General features: G+C 34.4%; 13 protein-coding genes. 8 read left to right on the plus strand and 5 right to left on the minus strand.

Going from position 1 to position 18,174, the window contains the following annotated elements; translation table 11 throughout:
• Positions 1-38: 38 nt before the first annotated feature.
• Entirely contained in the window at positions 39-1,202 is a 1,164-nt protein-coding gene (locus ACKC83_RS09325; RefSeq protein ID WP_414037328.1) for a sigma-54-dependent transcriptional regulator, read from the plus strand.
• A gap of 109 nt (positions 1,203-1,311) precedes the next feature.
• Here ACKC83_RS09325 and ACKC83_RS09330 read toward each other — a convergent pair whose 3' ends face one another.
• Positions 1,312-1,530 (minus strand): T9SS type A sorting domain-containing protein, encoded by a 219-nt coding sequence (locus tag ACKC83_RS09330; RefSeq protein ID WP_434037771.1) that lies wholly within the window; start codon positions 1,528-1,530, stop codon positions 1,312-1,314.
• 345 nt (positions 1,531-1,875) lie between these two features.
• Between ACKC83_RS09330 and ACKC83_RS09335 the strand changes: the two genes are divergently transcribed.
• The 5 genes from ACKC83_RS09335 (at position 1,876) to nadB (ending at position 7,786) form a co-directional block, all read left to right on the plus strand.
• Positions 1,876-2,754 carry a PPK2 family polyphosphate kinase gene (locus ACKC83_RS09335; protein WP_434035299.1) on the plus strand — a complete coding sequence of 293 codons (879 nt, stop codon included), beginning with the start codon at positions 1,876-1,878 and terminating at the stop codon, positions 2,752-2,754.
• A gap of 45 nt (positions 2,755-2,799) precedes the next feature.
• The gene (locus ACKC83_RS09340; protein WP_434035300.1) at positions 2,800-4,170 is read left to right on the plus strand and encodes a M20/M25/M40 family metallo-hydrolase; all 1,371 of its coding nucleotides are present in this window, start codon (positions 2,800-2,802) and stop codon (positions 4,168-4,170) included.
• 50 nt (positions 4,171-4,220) lie between these two features.
• Positions 4,221-4,766 (plus strand): DinB family protein, encoded by a 546-nt coding sequence (locus ACKC83_RS09345; RefSeq protein WP_434035301.1) that lies wholly within the window; start codon positions 4,221-4,223, stop codon positions 4,764-4,766.
• 444 nt (positions 4,767-5,210) lie between these two features.
• Entirely contained in the window at positions 5,211-6,200 is a 990-nt protein-coding gene (nadA, locus tag ACKC83_RS09350; RefSeq protein WP_414037324.1) for a quinolinate synthase NadA, read from the plus strand.
• A gap of 8 nt (positions 6,201-6,208) precedes the next feature.
• A complete protein-coding gene (nadB, locus tag ACKC83_RS09355) occupies positions 6,209-7,786 on the plus strand; it encodes an L-aspartate oxidase (protein ID WP_414037323.1) in 1,578 nt (525 codons plus the stop codon).
• Between the two features lie 132 nt (positions 7,787-7,918).
• Here nadB and lysA read toward each other — a convergent pair whose 3' ends face one another.
• On the minus strand, positions 7,919-9,124 hold the full coding sequence (gene lysA, locus ACKC83_RS09360) for a diaminopimelate decarboxylase (protein WP_434035302.1): 1,206 nt from the start codon (positions 9,122-9,124) through the stop codon (positions 7,919-7,921).
• Between the two features lie 179 nt (positions 9,125-9,303).
• On the opposite strand from lysA, the gene sucC reads away from it, so the two are divergent.
• A complete protein-coding gene (sucC, locus tag ACKC83_RS09365) occupies positions 9,304-10,494 on the plus strand; it encodes an ADP-forming succinate--CoA ligase subunit beta (RefSeq protein ID WP_414037321.1) in 1,191 nt (396 codons plus the stop codon).
• 90 nt (positions 10,495-10,584) lie between these two features.
• Here sucC and ACKC83_RS09370 read toward each other — a convergent pair whose 3' ends face one another.
• Positions 10,585-10,878, minus strand: a complete 294-nt coding sequence (locus ACKC83_RS09370) for a DUF1456 family protein (RefSeq protein WP_414037320.1) — start codon at positions 10,876-10,878, stop codon at positions 10,585-10,587.
• Between the two features lie 300 nt (positions 10,879-11,178).
• Between ACKC83_RS09370 and ACKC83_RS09375 the strand changes: the two genes are divergently transcribed.
• Complete coding sequence (locus ACKC83_RS09375; protein ID WP_414037319.1) at positions 11,179-11,577, plus strand: TerB family tellurite resistance protein; 399 nt, start codon at positions 11,179-11,181, stop codon at positions 11,575-11,577.
• Between the two features lie 17 nt (positions 11,578-11,594).
• Here ACKC83_RS09375 and uvrB read toward each other — a convergent pair whose 3' ends face one another.
• Both uvrB and ACKC83_RS09385 read right to left on the minus strand, forming a co-directional pair.
• Positions 11,595-13,598, minus strand: coding sequence for an excinuclease ABC subunit UvrB (uvrB, locus tag ACKC83_RS09380; RefSeq protein ID WP_434035303.1), 2,004 nt, complete (start codon positions 13,596-13,598; stop codon positions 11,595-11,597).
• Positions 13,599-13,652: 54 nt separating this feature from the next.
• A complete protein-coding gene (locus ACKC83_RS09385) occupies positions 13,653-18,068 on the minus strand; it encodes a choice-of-anchor L domain-containing protein (protein ID WP_434035304.1) in 4,416 nt (1,471 codons plus the stop codon).
• Between the last annotated feature and the right edge of the window lie 106 nt (positions 18,069-18,174).

Below are 18,174 nucleotides of genomic sequence, written 5' to 3' on the forward strand. Positions count from 1 at the left end.
AGTTGATATGTTGTCAACATCATTATAAAAAAAATGTTATGCCAAAAATTTTAATTATTGAAGATGAAGCAGCAATTCGAAGAGTTTTAATTAAAATTCTTTCCGAAGAAAACGAAACATATCATTTAGAAGAAGCTGAAGACGGTTTAGTTGGAATCGAAAAGATTAAAAACGAGGATTACGACTTAGTATTATGCGATATTAAAATGCCTAAAATGGATGGTGTCGAAGTTTTAGAAGCCACTAAGCTTATAAAACCAGAAATTCCGATGGTCATGATTTCGGGGCATGGAGATTTAGATACTGCCGTGCATACTATGCGTTTGGGCGCGTTCGATTACATATCAAAACCGCCAGATTTAAACCGATTATTAAATACGGTTAGAAATGCTTTAGATAGAAAAGAGTTGGTGGTGCAAAATAAGATTCTTAAAACTAAGGTGAGTAAGAATTACCAAATGATCGGGGAGAGTGATGCCATTTCTAATATAAAAGATATTATAGATAAAGTAGCACCAACAGAAGCTCGTGTGCTTATTACGGGAGCTAATGGAACAGGGAAGGAGCTTGTGGCGCATTGGTTGCACCAAAAGAGTGAACGTGCTGGCGGACCGATGGTAGAAGTGAATTGTGCTGCGATTCCGGGTGAATTAATAGAAAGCGAATTATTCGGTCATGTTAAAGGTGCTTTTACAAGTGCAAATAAAGATCGAGCGGGTAAGTTTGAAGCTGCTAATGGTGGAACTATTTTCTTAGATGAAATTGGTGATATGAGTTTGTCGGCTCAAGCAAAAGTTCTAAGAGCACTTCAAGAAAATCGCGTACAACGTGTAGGAAGCGATAAAGATATTAAGGTTGATGTTCGGGTTTTAGCAGCAACAAATAAGAATTTAAAAACAGAAATTGAAGAAGGTCGTTTTCGAGAAGATTTATATCACAGGTTGGCGGTTATTCTCATTCAGGTACCAGCCTTAAACGATAGACGAGACGATATTCCTTTGTTAATTAATTATTTCTCCGAAAAGATTGCAGGAGAACAAGGCACTGTTAAAAAGGAATTTTCGGACGGCGCTTTAAAACTATTAAAATCTTACGATTGGTCTGGGAATATTCGTGAACTTCGAAATGTGGTGGAACGCTTAATTATTTTAAGTGGTGATACTGTCGAGGAAAACGATGTAAAATTATATGCGACTAAATAAAAGAATTCATTCTTAAAAAAGTAAGGCTCTAATCATATCGATTAGAGCCTTACTTTTTTACTTACTCGAATACATTTTATATTATTAATGACTTTATGACTTTATGACTTTATGATTTAATGAATTTAAAAGTCTCATGCTCTATATGCAATACATATACACCAGCTTGTAAATAATCGACAGAAATATAATTACTTTCAATTATACCTTCCCCAGAAAGTTGACCAAGGGTATTGTAAATCTTAAAAGGTTTACCAAATATCCGACTGTAATTAGGTATGTTTAGTTTGTGTATTGCTGGATTAGGATATATAGTGAGGCTGTTTATATGCGTTTCTTCTGATGATAATACGTTTTCAAAATAGGTGTCTAAAAAATCTAATCTGTTTTCTAGCCAATTTAGAGTGTATAATAAATCGTCTTCACCAAAGGTGTAATTGGGGTAGACAAGGGCTTCTCGTTATTGATTTTTTGGTATTAAAAAAACGATAGAATTTAAAGATAATAATTAGGTGTAAAGATAGAAAAGAATGGTTTGCGAAATATGACTGTAAATCCTATGTTTTACTTAAATTTTTATAGTTAAAAATTCTAAAAAACTTCACAATTATGCTATTAATACAAACCATTTTTGTTTTTTAGTAGTACTATAAGCCAAAATCCTATTCGTACTATGAAAGATATTCACTTAAAAGACTTTAAAATTGATTCTAAAATCGACATCAAAAATCTAAAAACTAAAGTCGATTTAGATGCCTCGGAGAAAAAGATTGAAAAGCAATTAGAAAAGATTAGGGTTAAATTAGGCGAATGGCAAAACACGATGTATGCGCATGGGAAGTATTCGGTTTTAGTATGTTTTCAGGGTATGGATACCGCTGGAAAAGACAGTTTAATTCGCGAAGTATTTAAAGATTTTAATGTAAGAGGTATAGATTGTCATAGTTTTAAATCGCCTACAGAATTAGAATTAAAACACGATTATTTATGGCGTCATTATGTGCGTTTACCAGCCCGAGGAAAGTTTGGTATATTTAATAGAACACATTACGAGAATGTTCTAGTTACACGTGTGCATCCAAATTATATTTTAGGAGAAAACATTCCTACGGTTACCGAATTGTCTGAAGTAAATGAGGCCTTTTGGGATAATCGTTTTAATGAAATTGTGAATTTTGAGAAAACAATTTCAAATAGTGGAACCATTATATTTAAGTTCTTTTTAAATCTTTCTAAAGACGAACAACGTGATAGACTGATTCGTAGATTAGAAAAGAAAAATAAAAACTGGAAGTTCTCGGCAGACGATCTTAAGGAACGCGCGTTATGGGATAATTATCAGACATGTTACGAAGATGCCATAAACAGAACCTCTACAGCTAATGCACCCTGGTATAATATTCCTGCAGACGATAAGCCCACAGCACGTTTAATTGTGGCTAACATTCTTTACGAAACACTTAAAAAGTATGACGATATTAAAGAACCTCAATTAGATCCTGAAACTGAATCGAATATAGAAGCTTATAAAAAGCAATTAAAAAGCGAGTAGTTATATCCTATTAATATCATTATTACAGTATAGATAAAAAATTATATGAAAAAATTAATTGTTCTGATTGCCTTATGTTTAAGTTGTCAAGTTTTTAGTCAAACAGATGAAGACGTCTTAAAACAAATTTACAAAACCGCTTTAGTCGATGGTAAAAGTTATACTTGGCTAGAAACATTATCCATGGATATTGGAGGACGTTTATCCGGGTCTTTAAATGCAGAACGCGCTGTAGAATGGGGAAAAGCAGAGTTGGATTCCTTGGGATTAGACAAAGTTTGGTTACAACCTGTTATGGTGCCTAAATGGGTGCGAGGAGCGAAGGAATTTGCATACATAAAAGCAGGAAGCGGCGAAACGACAAACGTTAACATTTGTGCACTAGGCGGATCTGTATCTACTAATCCATTAGGTGTTACTGCAAGCGTAGTAGAAGTTAAAAGTTTTGAAGAGTTAAAAGCTTTAGGCGAGGAAGGTGTTAAAGGAAAAATAGTGTTTTATAATCGTCCAATGCAAGCCGATTTAATTAATACATTCTCTGCGTATGGCGGCTGTGTCGATCAGCGTTACATGGGAGCTGTAGAGGCTGCTAAATATGGTGCTGTAGGCGTTATTGTAAGATCTATGACTTTAAATATAGACAACCTACCACACGCCGGAAGTATGACCTACGAGGATTTACCAGTGTCTAAGCGTATTCCTTCAGCGGCAATTAGTACCAAGGATGCGAATTTATTAAGTACCATGCTAAAGTTAGATACATCGCTTCAGTTTTATTTTAAGCAAAATTGTAAGCAATTAGAAGACGTGAAATCTTATAATGTTATCGGAGAGATTACAGGTTCTCAATTTCCAAATGAATATATTATCGTTGGAGGCCACTTAGATTCTTGGGATTTAGGCGATGGGTCTCACGATGATGGAGCAGGAATTGTACAATCTATGGAAGTACTTCGATTATTTAAAACCTTAAAAATTAAACCGAAACACAGTATACGTGTGGTTATGTTTATGAATGAAGAAAACGGATTGCGAGGAGCAACCGAATATGCTAAAGAAGCCAAGTCTAAAGGTGAGAAACATGTGGTGTCTCTAGAAAGTGACGCAGGTGGTTTTACTCCAAGAGGATTTTCTTTCGATTGTACCGAGGCATCTTTTAATAAGATATTAGGTTGGAAGCCATTATTCGAGCCTTATCTTATTCATTATTTTATTCAAGGTGGTGCTGGAGCAGATGTACGTCCGTTAAAAACCGATACCAATATTACAGCAGGTTTAAGACCAGATTCTCAGCGCTATTTCGACCATCATCATGCGGCAAACGATACGTTTGATGCTGTTAATAAACGCGAATTAGAATTAGGAGCCGCTTCTATGACGGCATTGGTTTATTTGTTCGATACTCACGGGATATAATTCTATTTTAAATGAAATCTTTACCAATATTATTTTTTTTACTTTTTAATATGTCAATAGTAGCACAAACGGATTCTAAGTTGCCGTATTACGAAATTCCCGAGCATTCAGAAACATACACAGCAGGAACAGTTGTTGGTCGCGCAATTGATGGCCTAGGATTCCGATTCTATTGGGCAACTGAAGGTTTGTCTGCAACAGATTTAGATTTTAAATTAAATACAGAAATGCGATCTCCATTAGAGCTTATGACGCACATTCATGGTTTATCGGCTATACTTCGCGATGCAGCCTTAAAGGTACCTCATGTAAATGAAACCTTAAAACGGCCGTTAACCTATAGTGAATTAAGAGCGCAAACATTAAACAACCTAAAAACGGCTTCGGATATTTTAAAAGAAGCAAACGATTTAAAACCTTTCGATATGATTTTTAAAAGTCCGAAGGGAGAGCGAACTGTTCCGTTCTGGAATGCGATTAACGGACCAATTGAAGATTCTGTTTGGCATTGTGGTCAAATAGTTACCATTAGAAGAATGAGTGGGAATCCTATAAACCCTAATATAAATCATTTTTCAGGTACTGTGAGAGAGTAGGTTGTTTTAATACTTAACTCTTGAATAGCGTTTAAAAGGAAGCTAAATATCAATAAACCAAAACACCTCTAAATCTAGGTTTAGAGGTGTTTTATTTTTTTATATATGAGGTTCTCTAATTCCTGACTTAGAATATATTGTGTTTTCTAAATAATTTCAACTAATCTATTCTTTAATACTATACCAGAATTATCTTCATTTTTCTATAATTTACAATTTGCTTTCTAAATGTGTTGTGAATCATTAGGTTAGTGTTTTATTTAGCGTTAAACGGATTACATATCAGTTTAAAGTATTCTAAATTTTTTCAATTTCAGGAAATATATCATTGGGTTTTAACTTTACATTGAAATCATATTCTTACAAAAAAGAAAATATGCTATTAAAACATTAAATAAACATTATAAAATTCATTAATTTTACCGTTCAATTTTAATAATGATTATGGATTCTGTAAAAGAAAGTATTGAGAAGTTGGGATATATTCCTGTATCGGAAGATGCAAAGAATATAGATTATGTGGCGGAGATTAAAAGGCTGAAAAAAGAGAAGAATGCTGTGATTTTAGCGCATTATTATCAGGAACCAGTGATTCAAGATTTAGCAGATTATGTTGGAGATAGTTTAGGGTTGTCTTATAAAGCGGCAGAAACCGATGCTGACTTAATTGTATTTGCAGGGGTTCATTTTATGGCGGAGACTGCAAAAATTTTAAATCCGACTAAGAAAGTTATTCTACCCGATTTAAATGCGGGTTGCTCTTTAGCAGACTCTTGTAGTGCCGAAGATCTTGCAACATTTAAGAAAAAATATCCAGGTCATATTGTTATTACTTATGTAAATACATCGGCAGAGGTAAAGGCTCTTAGTGATTTATGTTGTACATCGTCTAATGCTAAAAAAATAGTAGATTCGGTACCATTAGATCAGCCTATTATATTTGCTCCAGACAAAAATTTAGGCGCTTGGATTCAAAAGGAAACAGGTCGTGATATGGTATTGTGGGACGGTGCTTGTATTGTGCATGAAGCATTTTCAATGGATAAACTATTAGCGGTTCATAAAGAAAATCCGAATGCTAAAATTATTGCTCACCCAGAATCTGAAGCTCATTTATTAAAAATAGCTGAGTATGTAGGCTCTACAGCGGGACTTATTAATTATGTAAAAACCAATCCTGCAAACGAATTTATTGTAGCTACCGAAGCTGGTATTTTACATGAAATGCAAAAAGAAGTTCCTAATAAAATTTTAATTCCGGCACCAGCAAAAGAGAATAATACATGTGCATGTAGCGAATGTGCTTATATGAAAATGAATACACTCGAAAAGCTTTATACATGTATGAAGCATGAATTGCCAGAAGTTCATGTAGACGAAGCAATTCAGAAACGTGCTTTACTTCCTATTCAACGCATGTTAGACATCTCATAAAATAAAAAATGAGTCAAAATAATACAGATTATTTAATATTAGGATCGGGAGTTGCAGGTCTTACTACAGCCATTCGTTTGGCAAAATCTTTACCAAATAAAGAAATTTTAGTTGTTACTAAAGCCAATAAAAGTGAATCGAATACAAAATATGCTCAAGGCGGTATCGCCGTAGTTTGGGATAAATTAGATTCGTTCGAGGATCATATTGAGGATACGATGATTGCGGGAGAATACCATAACGATCGTGAAGTTGTAAAAATGGTAATTGAAGAAGCTCCAGATTGTATGAGGCAATTAATGTCTTGGGGAGCCGATTTTGATTACGATGGAACTGGCGCATTCGACTTAGGTAAAGAAGGAGGTCATTCTGCGAATCGTATTATTCACCACAAAGATATTACAGGGTTAGAAATAGAACGTACGCTTTTAGATCAGGTAGCAAGTCTGGAGAATATTAAAGTGTTACCGTATCATTTTGCTATCGATTTAATAACCGATCACCAATTAAAAGATTCTGGAGAAGATATAAATAATATTCGTTGCTATGGGGCATACATAATGAACCAGAAGACAAATGCAATCGAACCTTATATTGCTAATAAAACCATTTTATGCGCTGGTGGAATCGGACAAGTTTATGCGTCTACAACCAACCCGTTAATTGCAACAGGAGATGGAATTGCTATGGCGTATCGCGCTTTGGCAAAAATTAGAGGAATGGAGTTTGTGCAATTTCACCCTACGGCTTTATTTGAACCAGAACAAAGTCCGTCGTTTTTAATTTCTGAAGCTGTTCGCGGATTTGGAGCACACCTTAAAAACAAGAAAGGCGAACGTTTTATGTTAGCCATCGATGAACGCGGAGAATTAGCACCCCGAGATATTGTTGCCAGAGCTATAGATAACGAAATACATACTACCGGAGAACGTCACGTATATTTAGATTGTACACATTTAGATTATGAGGCTTTTATAAAACATTTTCCTAATATAAATGAAAAGTGTTTAGGCATTGGTATAGATATTAGAAAGCATATGATTCCTGTTGTTCCTGCATGTCACTATGCTTGTGGCGGTGTAGAAGTGAATAAGAACGGAGAGTCTACTATAGAAGATTTATACGCGGCAGGAGAATGTACAAGTACAGGTTTGCACGGTGCGAACAGACTAGCGTCTAATTCTTTGTTGGAAGCCTTAGTGTATGCCAATCACATTGCCGATCATATTATAGAAAATGTAGATGAGGTAAAACCAGTAAATGTCAATGCGCCAGATTGGAACGACGATGGGACATCTACACCTAAAGAGCTTATATTAATTACACATTACAGAAACACAATTCAGCATATCATGTCCGATTTAGTCGCTATTGTAAGAACCAATAGTAAGCTAAAAGAAGCCGCGAAACACTTGCGCTATGTGGAAGATTCTACTCAAGATTTATATGTGGGATCTAAGTTATCCGTTCAGATTTGTGAACTACGTAATTTAAATACTATTGCAAATTTAATAGTAGAGCAATCTGCAAAACGTAAAAAGAATATGGGAGGTTTCTACAATTCAGATCTTGTATTTGTAGAATAGAAATACACCAAGTTAATACTAGATATCCTGCTTTATAAAACGAACTTTTATTCTGCAGGATATTTTTATTTAAAGACGTTTGTAATAAGCCATAAAAAAAGCGCTAACTGTTTAGGTTAACGCTTTTGGTTGTTATATGGTAACTTCGATTTGATTTTTTAAAATGTCCTCTATAGTTTCTCGCTCTCTAATTAGCAATGCTTTGTCTTTATGCCAAAGCACTTCGGCAGGACGAAAACGTGAGTTATAGTTAGAAGCCATAGAATAACAGTAGGCTCCAGCATTTTGGAATCCAATAATGTCGCCTTCCGTAATTTCTGAAATTCTACGGTTGTTTGCGAATGTATCTGTTTCGCATATATACCCAACAACAGAATAAAAACGCTCGCGTCCTTTAGGATTAGATATGTTTGTAATTACATGTTGTGAGCCGTAAAGCATCGGACGAATTAAATGATTAAAACCTGAGTCGATTTGTGCAAATACAGTCGATGTGGTTTGTTTCACAGAGTTTACTTTAGCTAAAAATACTCCAGATTCACTTACTAAAAACTTACCTGGTTCGAAACCTAAGGTTAATTCTTTGCCGTATTCTTTACAGAATTCGTTAAAGCGTTTAGATAATTTTGTTCCGAATTCTTCAATATTAGTTTCAATATCACCTTTAGAATAAGGGACTTTAAAACCAGATCCGAAATCTAAAAAGTCTAAATCTTTAAAATGTTTAGCTGTATCAAATAAGATTTCACTCGCATATAAAAAGACATCGATATCTAAAATATCACTACCTGTATGCATGTGAATTCCGTTAATATGCATCCCTGTGTTTTCTACAATTCTTAAGATATGCGGAATCTGATGTACAGAAATACCAAACTTAGAATCTATATGTCCAACAGAAATATTAGCATTTCCTCCAGCCATAACATGCGGATTAATACGAATACAAACAGGAACATTAGGATGTTTTGTTCCGAATTGCTCTAAGATAGATAAGCTATCAATATTTATTTGAACTCCTAATTTAGATGCTTCTTCAATTTCTTCAAGAGACACACCGTTAGGCGTAAATATAATTTGGTCTGCAGAAAATCCTGCTTTTAAACCCAATTGAACTTCCTGAATAGATACAGTATCAAGGCCAGCACCTAAGGTTTTCATTAATTTCAGTATAGAAATATTAGATAACGCTTTTACGGCATAATTCACCTTTACCTGTTTCACCTTATTAAATGCAGATGTTAAACGTTTATACTGTGATACTATTTTTTCAGAGTCGTACACATACACCGGACTTCCAAAGTCACTTGCAATTTTTAATAAAGTGTTATTATTCATTTTATGATAAATTAAATTTGCCGCAAATCTATAAAGTTTTTGTCAGTTTAAGACTTATTATTTGTCAAAAAAACAAAGAAAAGAATGCGGTATTGATATTATCTTTATATAGATGATAAAAAATATTGGTTAAAACATATTCGTTGATTACATTTGTGAAGCAATAAATTAAAATACTAATGAACTTACACGAATATCAAGGAAAAGAAATTTTAAATAGTTTTGGCGTACGTATTCAACGCGGTATTGTAGCACAAAGTGCTCAAGACGCAGTTGTAGCAGCAAAACAATTAACATCGGAAACAGGTACGAGCTGGTTCGTAGTTAAAGCCCAAGTTCACGCTGGTGGACGAGGTAAAGGTGGTGGTGTTAAATTAGCCAAGAATTTACAAGAAGTAGAACAAATTTCTGGTGAGATTATAGGTATGGACCTTGTCACTCCACAAACATCTGCAGAAGGTAAAAGAGTACACCAAGTATTAGTTGCTGAAGATGTATACTATCCTGGAGAAGTTGAAACAGAAGAGTTTTACGTATCGGTTTTATTAAATCGTGCGACTGGCCGTAACATGATTATGTATTCTACTGAAGGTGGAATGGATATTGAAACTGTTGCAGAAGAAACACCACATTTAATTTTTACAGAAGAAATCGATCCTACAGTAGGTATCTTACCTTTCCAAGCAAGACGTGTTGCGTTTAACTTAGGATTATCTGGGAATGCGTTTAAAGAAATGACGAAATTCGTTACAAACCTTTACAAAGCTTATGTAGAGTCTGATTCTTCTTTATTTGAAATTAACCCAGTTTTAAAAACTAGCGATAATAAGATTCTTGCTGTAGATGCTAAAGTTACTATTGATGACAATGCATTATACAGACATAAAAATTACCTTGATTTACGTGATATACGTGAAGAAAGTGCTATTGAAGTTGAAGCAGGAAAATTAGGATTAAACTATGTAGACTTAGACGGTAATGTTGGGTGTATGGTTAATGGTGCTGGTTTAGCAATGGCAACAATGGATTTAATTAAGCAAGCAGGTGGAGAACCAGCTAACTTTTTAGATGTTGGAGGTACTGCTGATGCTGCACGTGTAGAGGCTGCTTTTAAAATTATTTTAAAAGACCCTAACGTAAAAGCCATCCTTATTAACATTTTTGGAGGTATTGTACGTTGCGATAGAGTAGCGCAAGGTGTTATCGATGCTTACAAAAACATGGGGAATATTAATGTACCAATTATTGTACGTTTACAAGGAACCAATGCAGACATTGCTAAAGAATTAATCGATAATTCTGGATTAGATGTAATGAGTGCTACACAATTCCAAGAAGCAGCAGATAAAGTACAACAGGTTTTAGCATAATCTAAAACACAGTTTACTGTTATATAAAATAAAAGCGTCTAATCTTAAGGATTAGACGCTTTTTTTATGGGTGTATAAGAAGAGATGTTCTTACGATGTTTTCTTAGTTTCAGATTTCTTAACAGCCTTTTTACCCGTTTCACTTTTTTTAGGGGCATCTTTTTTAGGCAATGGCCCTCGTAAATGAATCACTAATCCGTTTAAAAAGTTCCTTAAAATCTGATCGCCACATTCCATGTATTTTGGATGATCTTCCTTTCTGAAAAAAGCTCCCAATTCACTTTTACTGATTCTAAAATCTACTAATTCTAAAATCTTCACGATATCATCGTCTCTTAATTTAAGAGCAACTCGTAATTTTTTAAGAACATCATTATTTGTCATATTTCAATTTTTTATATTTCTAAAATCTATATTTTCGGTAGTAGTACAAAACTACGGTATCTTTTTAATGTGACCTTTTCTGGTATTTAAAAGTAGTTAAATGTATGTTGTTATTTTGTTTTTATTCAAAATTTCAGGAGATACAGTGTTTAACTTGCAAATAGTGAGTATGTTATGATGTGTTGGTGTAGGTAATAACATATTAAAATTATTAAATTTTCGACAAGTTACATTATATATGCGATTATAAAATACCTATTATAATTAACTTTAGAACAATAATAATCAAGATTCCTTTACATGTTAAATCGCATTGAGAAATTGAGCTTGCTTTCTGAAATGATTGCATTCGCCAAAACGGATGAAATAATATCTTTAAAATATAATTTTCTTTTAAGTGTTTCTAAACAGCTGAATATTTCTCGATCAGATTTCGAATATCTTATTAACAATCCTATTATTTATAAAAATCTAGAGTCTTATAGTGAGCGCATTGTGCAATTTTACCGTTTGGTGCTGTTATTAAACTTAGATAATAAACGGCTGCAAAAAGACGATATTTTATTCTTTAACTATGGGCTTCGTATGGGATTAAGTCATGATTCTACAAATAAAGTCTTACACTTAATGGATGGTTTTCCCAATAATATGGTACCAGCAGATGTGTTAATCGATATATTTAAAGTTCAGTACAATTAAATAACCACCTGTAATTGCTATTGTTTTAATTTCTCAAGCTTTTCTTGATAAACTTTTATTTCGTCACGGAATTTAGCTGCATTAACAAAGTCTAATTCTTTTGCGGCCGCTTCCATTAATTTACGTCTATCGCGAATGTTTTGTTCCAATTGAGGCTTCGTTAAATATTCGCTTTCAGGTTCTGCAGCTTTAAGCGCTTCCAATTCATAACTATACGTGCTTACAGAGTTTTTGGCTAGAGCACTATCTAAACTTTTGTTTAGTGCGGTTGGCACCATATTATTTGCCGTGTTGTAATTGATTTGTTTTGCGCGTCTATACTCAGTTTCATCAATTGTTTTCTGCATACTCTTTGTAATCTTATCGGCATACATAATGGCTTTACCATTTAAGTTCCTTGCTGCACGACCTACAGTTTGAGTTAAAGATCTTGCCGAACGTAAAAAACCTTCCTTATCGGCGTCTAAAATGGCCACTAAAGACACTTCAGGTAAATCTAAACCTTCACGTAATAGGTTTACTCCAACCAATACATCAAATAATCCTTTTCTTAAATCTTGCATGATTTCTACGCGCTCCAAAGTATCGACATCACTATGGATGTAACGACAGCGAATCTGAATGCGGTCTAGATACTTAGTAAGCTCCTCTGCCATACGCTTAGTAAGGGTCGTAACTAGCGTACGCTCGTCTTTTTCTATACGAAGCTGAATCTCTTCAATTAAATCATCTATCTGGTTTAAGCTAGGACGTACTTCGATTATAGGATCTAAAAGCCCTGTCGGACGAATAACTTGCTCGACAAAAATACCATCACTCTTTTCTAATTCGTAATCTGCGGGTGTCGCACTAACATAAATGACTTGATTCTGCAAGGCTTCGAATTCTTCGAATTTAAGTGGACGGTTATCCATAGCGGCTGGCAATCTAAAGCCATAATCTACTAAGTTTTCTTTTCTGCTTCTATCGCCTCCATACATGGCATGTACTTGCGAAATGGTCACGTGACTTTCATCTACCACCATTAAAAAATCATCTGGGAAATAATCTAATAAACAGAATGGCCGTGTTCCCGGCTGTCTTCCATCTAAATATCTAGAATAGTTTTCTATTCCAGAACAGTACCCTAATTCTCGAATCATCTCTAGGTCAAATTCGGTACGTTCTTTTAAACGTTTCGCTTCTAAATGTTTTCCGATGTCCTTAAAGTAATCGTGTTGTTTTACTAAATCATCTTGAATATTCTTTATGGCTCCCTGAAGTACATCTGGAGAGGTTACAAACATATTCGCTGGATAGATGGTAAGACGATCGTACTTCTCTATAATTTCGTTGGTTTGCACATTAAAAGCTTCAATTTCTTCAATTTCATCTCCGAAAAAATGAATTCTAAAAGCATCATCGGCATAGCTCGGAAATATATCTACGGTATCTCCTTTAATTCTAAAACTTCCGTGATTAAATTCTGCTTCGGTTCTAGAATACAAACTTTGTACTAAACGATGTAATAATTTGGTTCTGGAGATGACTTGATCGCGTTCCAAAGAAATTACGTTTTTCTGAAACTCTACAGGGTTACCAATACCATATAAACAGGATACGGAAGCCACTACTAATACATCGCGTCTTCCAGAAAGTAGGGATGAGGTAGTGCTTAATCGTAATTTTTCTATTTCTTCGTTTATAGATAAATCCTTTTCAATATACGTTCCGGAAACCGGAATGTAAGCTTCAGGCTGATAATAATCGTAGTAAGACACAAAATATTCTACAGCATTATCTGGGAAAAACTGTTTGAACTCTGAGTACAGCTGTGCTGCTAAAGTTTTGTTGTGTGCCAAAACTAGGGTAGGACGTTGTACTTCTTGGATAACATTAGCAACGGTAAAGGTTTTCCCTGAGCCCGTAACACCTAAAAGTGTTTGGTATTTCTCGTCGTTGTTAATGCCTTCTGTTAATTGTTTAATTGCAGAAGGCTGATCTCCGGTAGGTTCGAATTCTGATTTTATTTTAAATCGCATATCACAAATTTAAACATTTTGAATGGAGAAAAATAAAAGTAATGTGCAGTTTTATTATCGTTTTAACGTGAAATGGCCACTACGTTCAAAATCTTGAGTTCCGTTATTAATTCTTGCCACATACCAATAATCGTCTGTAGGCATTGGTGCTCCATTAAACGATCCATTCCAGCCATCTTCAAATGTGGGATTGTTATTTTTATTAAGCACTGTGAGCAGTTTACCAAAGCGATCGAAAATTTGTACTTCAACCTCAGCTAAGTTTTCAATTCCGATAATGTGCCAAGTATCATTATAACCATCTTGGTTAGGTGTGAAAAACTTTGGAATATCTACAACGGTTACTGTTGTAACTCCTTCAGAACAACCTAAGTCGTTACTTACAAATACGGTGTGACTTCCAATAGTTACATCTGTAAAAATGTTAGATGTCTGAAAATCTCCATGATCTAAGCTGTATACATAATTTCCGGTTCCTCCAAGGACATCTACCGTAATGGTATTTGTATTTTGGAAAAAAGAAGCACTGGCAGTTACATTTAACGCTGTACCATTGGAGTTAGGTTGTAACGTTATAGGTTTTGTAAAATAACAACCTGTAGCTATACTGCTAATTCTAGCATGAATCTCAGTGCCATTAATTGGAGTTGTATAATCGTAAATATCGCTTAACGGATTAGTTCCAGAAGTTGCATCTGCCTGTGTTTTGTGATATGTAATGTTACTTGAGTTTAGATCGTAAACTAAACGGTTGTCTATTTCTTTTAAAAATAGTGTGCCAGAGCCATCATCGCAGAATTCAAAATCTGTTAAATCTTTTGTGTCAGGAGGGTAATTAACAACTAATGCTAATGTTTGTACTTCGAAACAATCGGTATCTGGATCTTTAGCCACCACGTAAATAGTATCAACATTAACAGGTTTTACATAGATCTGATCTGGTTCTAAAGAATTGGTAATCTGATTTGAAATGTTGAGTGAGTAAGCATCATCAATATCTTCAAAAAAGTAAATTAAAGGAGCATTATAACCGGTTTTATAAGTAATGTCTGTAACGGTATTTTGCAAATTAAATACAATGTTATCACCAATATAGTCAGTTGCACACATAGGTTCAATATATGCACTAGTGAAATTAGGTGTATTGTTAATCCTAATTAATAGTGTTTGAACAATAAAGCACTCTGTTCCTGGGTTTTTTATTTGGACAAAAAGATTATGCCTTGATGGAGTTGTAGGAATTTGATAAGCATTTGTGTTTAATATAAAAGTATTCAAAGAGGCTTCGGCTTCGGCTTCGTTTTCATAAAATGAAACATCTAGAGATACGCCTGTAAGCGATTCTAACTCCGCTTCAATATTGTCTAAATTAATTTCGGTGTAAGTTTGGCCAGGAATCACACATACCGATAAATCGAAAGGTATTGGGGCTGGTGTTTCTCCTGTTCTTAAAGTAATTGCCTGCCTAACCGGATTGTCGCATAGTGTATTATTCTTATTTCTGGCAATCGCATAAATTGTTATGGTCTCGTTGTATGGTACAGATATTTGAGAATTAATAGTATAGGGATTATTATCCCCATCATAGAAAGTCACCTCAATCTCAGATGCTATATAATGGTTAAACAATTGATCTAAATGTATATTTCTTACTGGTACAACTTCGATATCGCATTCAAAAAAATCTATTTTATTAAATTCGGGTTGTAGAAATACAGCGATATTTATAGGATCTATTACTGGGCAAATCGATATATCTCTCTTATTAGTAACTCGACTATAAATTGTATTAGTAGTTGTTGTATAAACATTAGGATCTAAAAAATTAGAATTTCCTGCTTCGGCATCACTTAGGTTTTCGTAAAATTTTATATCGATATCCTGAGCCGCAATATGTGAATTTACAGTATCGTTATTAATAATATCTGTTAATTCTGCTTCGACTAAATCTAGGGTAACTTCTAACTCGGGATTAGTAACGCAATATTGGAAATCTGTGTAGGTTAAATTAACCTGAGGCATATCTACCACGTCAATAACTATGTCTATAGCATCAAAACAATTACCAATAAGAATTCCGTCCGTAACACCTATTTTAGTGACTCTAGCATATAATATACCATTTATAATATCTGTATGATCTAGATAATCTATAGGAAGTTCGTTCTCGTCTAAGTCACGATTTTCTTCAGTTAGATAATATTGGATTTCGATGCTATCATCATTACTATTATCAATTATTAAATCTTTATACGTTTTTAAATCGATTACCCTATCGTTATAACAAATTAAAGGTATAAATGGTCGGTCCCTGTAGACTATTCCTGGTGCTTTAAAAATTTCGAAATTGGTCGAAATTTGACCGCAATCTGGATCTTCCACTTTAACATAGATGGTTTGGGAGTCGTCTTCTATGCCATCTCCATTTAAATCTGGAATGGTATAATCTGCTATTTGTGCAATTACACTAGACGTACTACTACTAGGGTTGCCATCGTAAAAAGTTACTGTAAGATTTTGAATCTTGCTTTTAATATCATTGGCAATCTGAATTAAGTTAAAGGAGTTTCCTCCACATACCGCATAATTTTCAATAGCCGAAAAATTTAATGAAATAGTTGGATAAATATCGATGTGAGCAATAGCAGGACAGCCACCTCCAAGAGGTTCTACACGAATAAAAATTATTGTAGGCTCGTTATCTAGGTAAGCGTCTAGATTAGCGCCTTCTAGTTTATTTATATTATCTGTGGCATCTTGTTCATACTTAAAATAGGATATAATGAGTTGGCTTCGATCTTGACCGTTTAATAATTCATCTGTAGCTATATCTAATTCTGCTGTGGTAATTCCTCCTCCAGGAGTAGAGGTACACCCCGAAATTACAGTACTACTAGCATTGTAAAGTTCTATGCTATCAGTTTCATCTAAAGTTAATGTTGTTGTTCCTGCACATGAGGTGCTGTTACTGGTAACTCTAACATATAACTGAGTTCTACTTCCTACATAAGGAGAGGAAATAGGTTGCGAACCTTGTTCGGCTTGATATTGGGTGTAGTGATAGGTAACAGTGAAATCTGTAGCATTACCTGAGTTAAATAAGTTGTTGTATGATGCCAAATTAAACTCTAAATCATTATCACATCGGGTTATAGTTTGAGGTTGAGGATTTGGTATTTCGTTTACCGATAACGGAAAGGTAAAGGTATATGCACATGCTGTACTTGATCTAGTAGCAATGGCTGTAATGGTTTCGGTGTTCCCTGGAGCAATATCTATATCTCTTATATTGTTTCCATTACGATAATATTTAATGCTATACGAATTAGCATTATTAGGAATTTGCGCTTTAATATAATTGTTGAATTCGTCTAGAATAAATTGTTCTGTTATAGAACTGCAACGTTCAAATTCATCTTGAAGTCCAAGTGCAATGGATGTATTTGGAATATAATCGATTGTTATATCGTCGGAAATTGTAAATACATTAATGTTGCTTCGTCCGTTTAAACAGTCTGGTTCGTAAACTTTAACCTCTACCTTGTAATTCCCAGCAGTCGTTGCTGTATAAGTAGAGGCATTGGATACATTAACGCCATCTTTATACCATGTATACGTAAGGCCTGTAAGGTTAGCCGTGTTTACTGTGTCATTTGAATTTAGATTAGGAGTCAATTCTACATCAGAACACGTACTTATATTGTCACCTAAGTCTACATCAATATTAACTTCACTTTGTTTTATAAATACAGCCGTATCAAAATTAACATCCTTTTGGTCGGCAACAATAAATTTAATTTTATACTTTGTGTAAGGCTCAATCGTATGTGATGCCGTTAATGTTTTAGTACGTCCATAAAAGTTGGTGCTCTCTAGTTGCGAAACCGTATTTTCGTAATATTCTATATGATTTGAGCAAGCCGTACCGTTAATTTCTTTGGTACTTACATTGGTATTTGTATCTGGAATTACGGCCATATTTTGAAAACTAGTTTCTCCTTCTTTTTGGATTAAAATAGCAAAACCATCGGCATAATTACAAATGGTATGATTTTTTTCGTATTCGTGAGAGGCTAACACATAATCGAAAGAAATTGTTTCTGTAAGCGCTACAAAATCGAATTCTAATACAGTGGCATTATAGGTGTTAGATATCCCCAGTTGTGCCTCTAATTCTGAATCTCCTTCCCATGAAGTCGATCCTGAGTTTAACGCTTCTACTACCGAATTTCCTGCTTCACTTGCATTTCCTGTAGACAGAAAAATACCATTAGTGAATGGGAAATTATTTGCACGCCTCTCGAACGCACCATAACTAGAAAAAGATTCTCCTGAAACTGAAGCATTCTTTGGCGAGGAAGGATCGCAAATTACAATTCCATTTCCGGATAGTAAATTCGTATTAATTAAGCTTTCGGCATTGTTAGATGGAGTTACAGAAAGTAAATCAGCATCTGTTTGTGAATACATCACATTGCATAGAAGGACAAAAGCACAGGTTATATAAAAAGTTAATTTCATCGAGCTACAATCAAATATTATTAGTTCATACACGAATATTTTGCAAAATTTTGGG

This window comes from Formosa bonchosmolovskayae (assembly GCF_051016085.1).
Classification (GTDB): Bacteria; Bacteroidota; Bacteroidia; order Flavobacteriales; family Flavobacteriaceae; genus Formosa.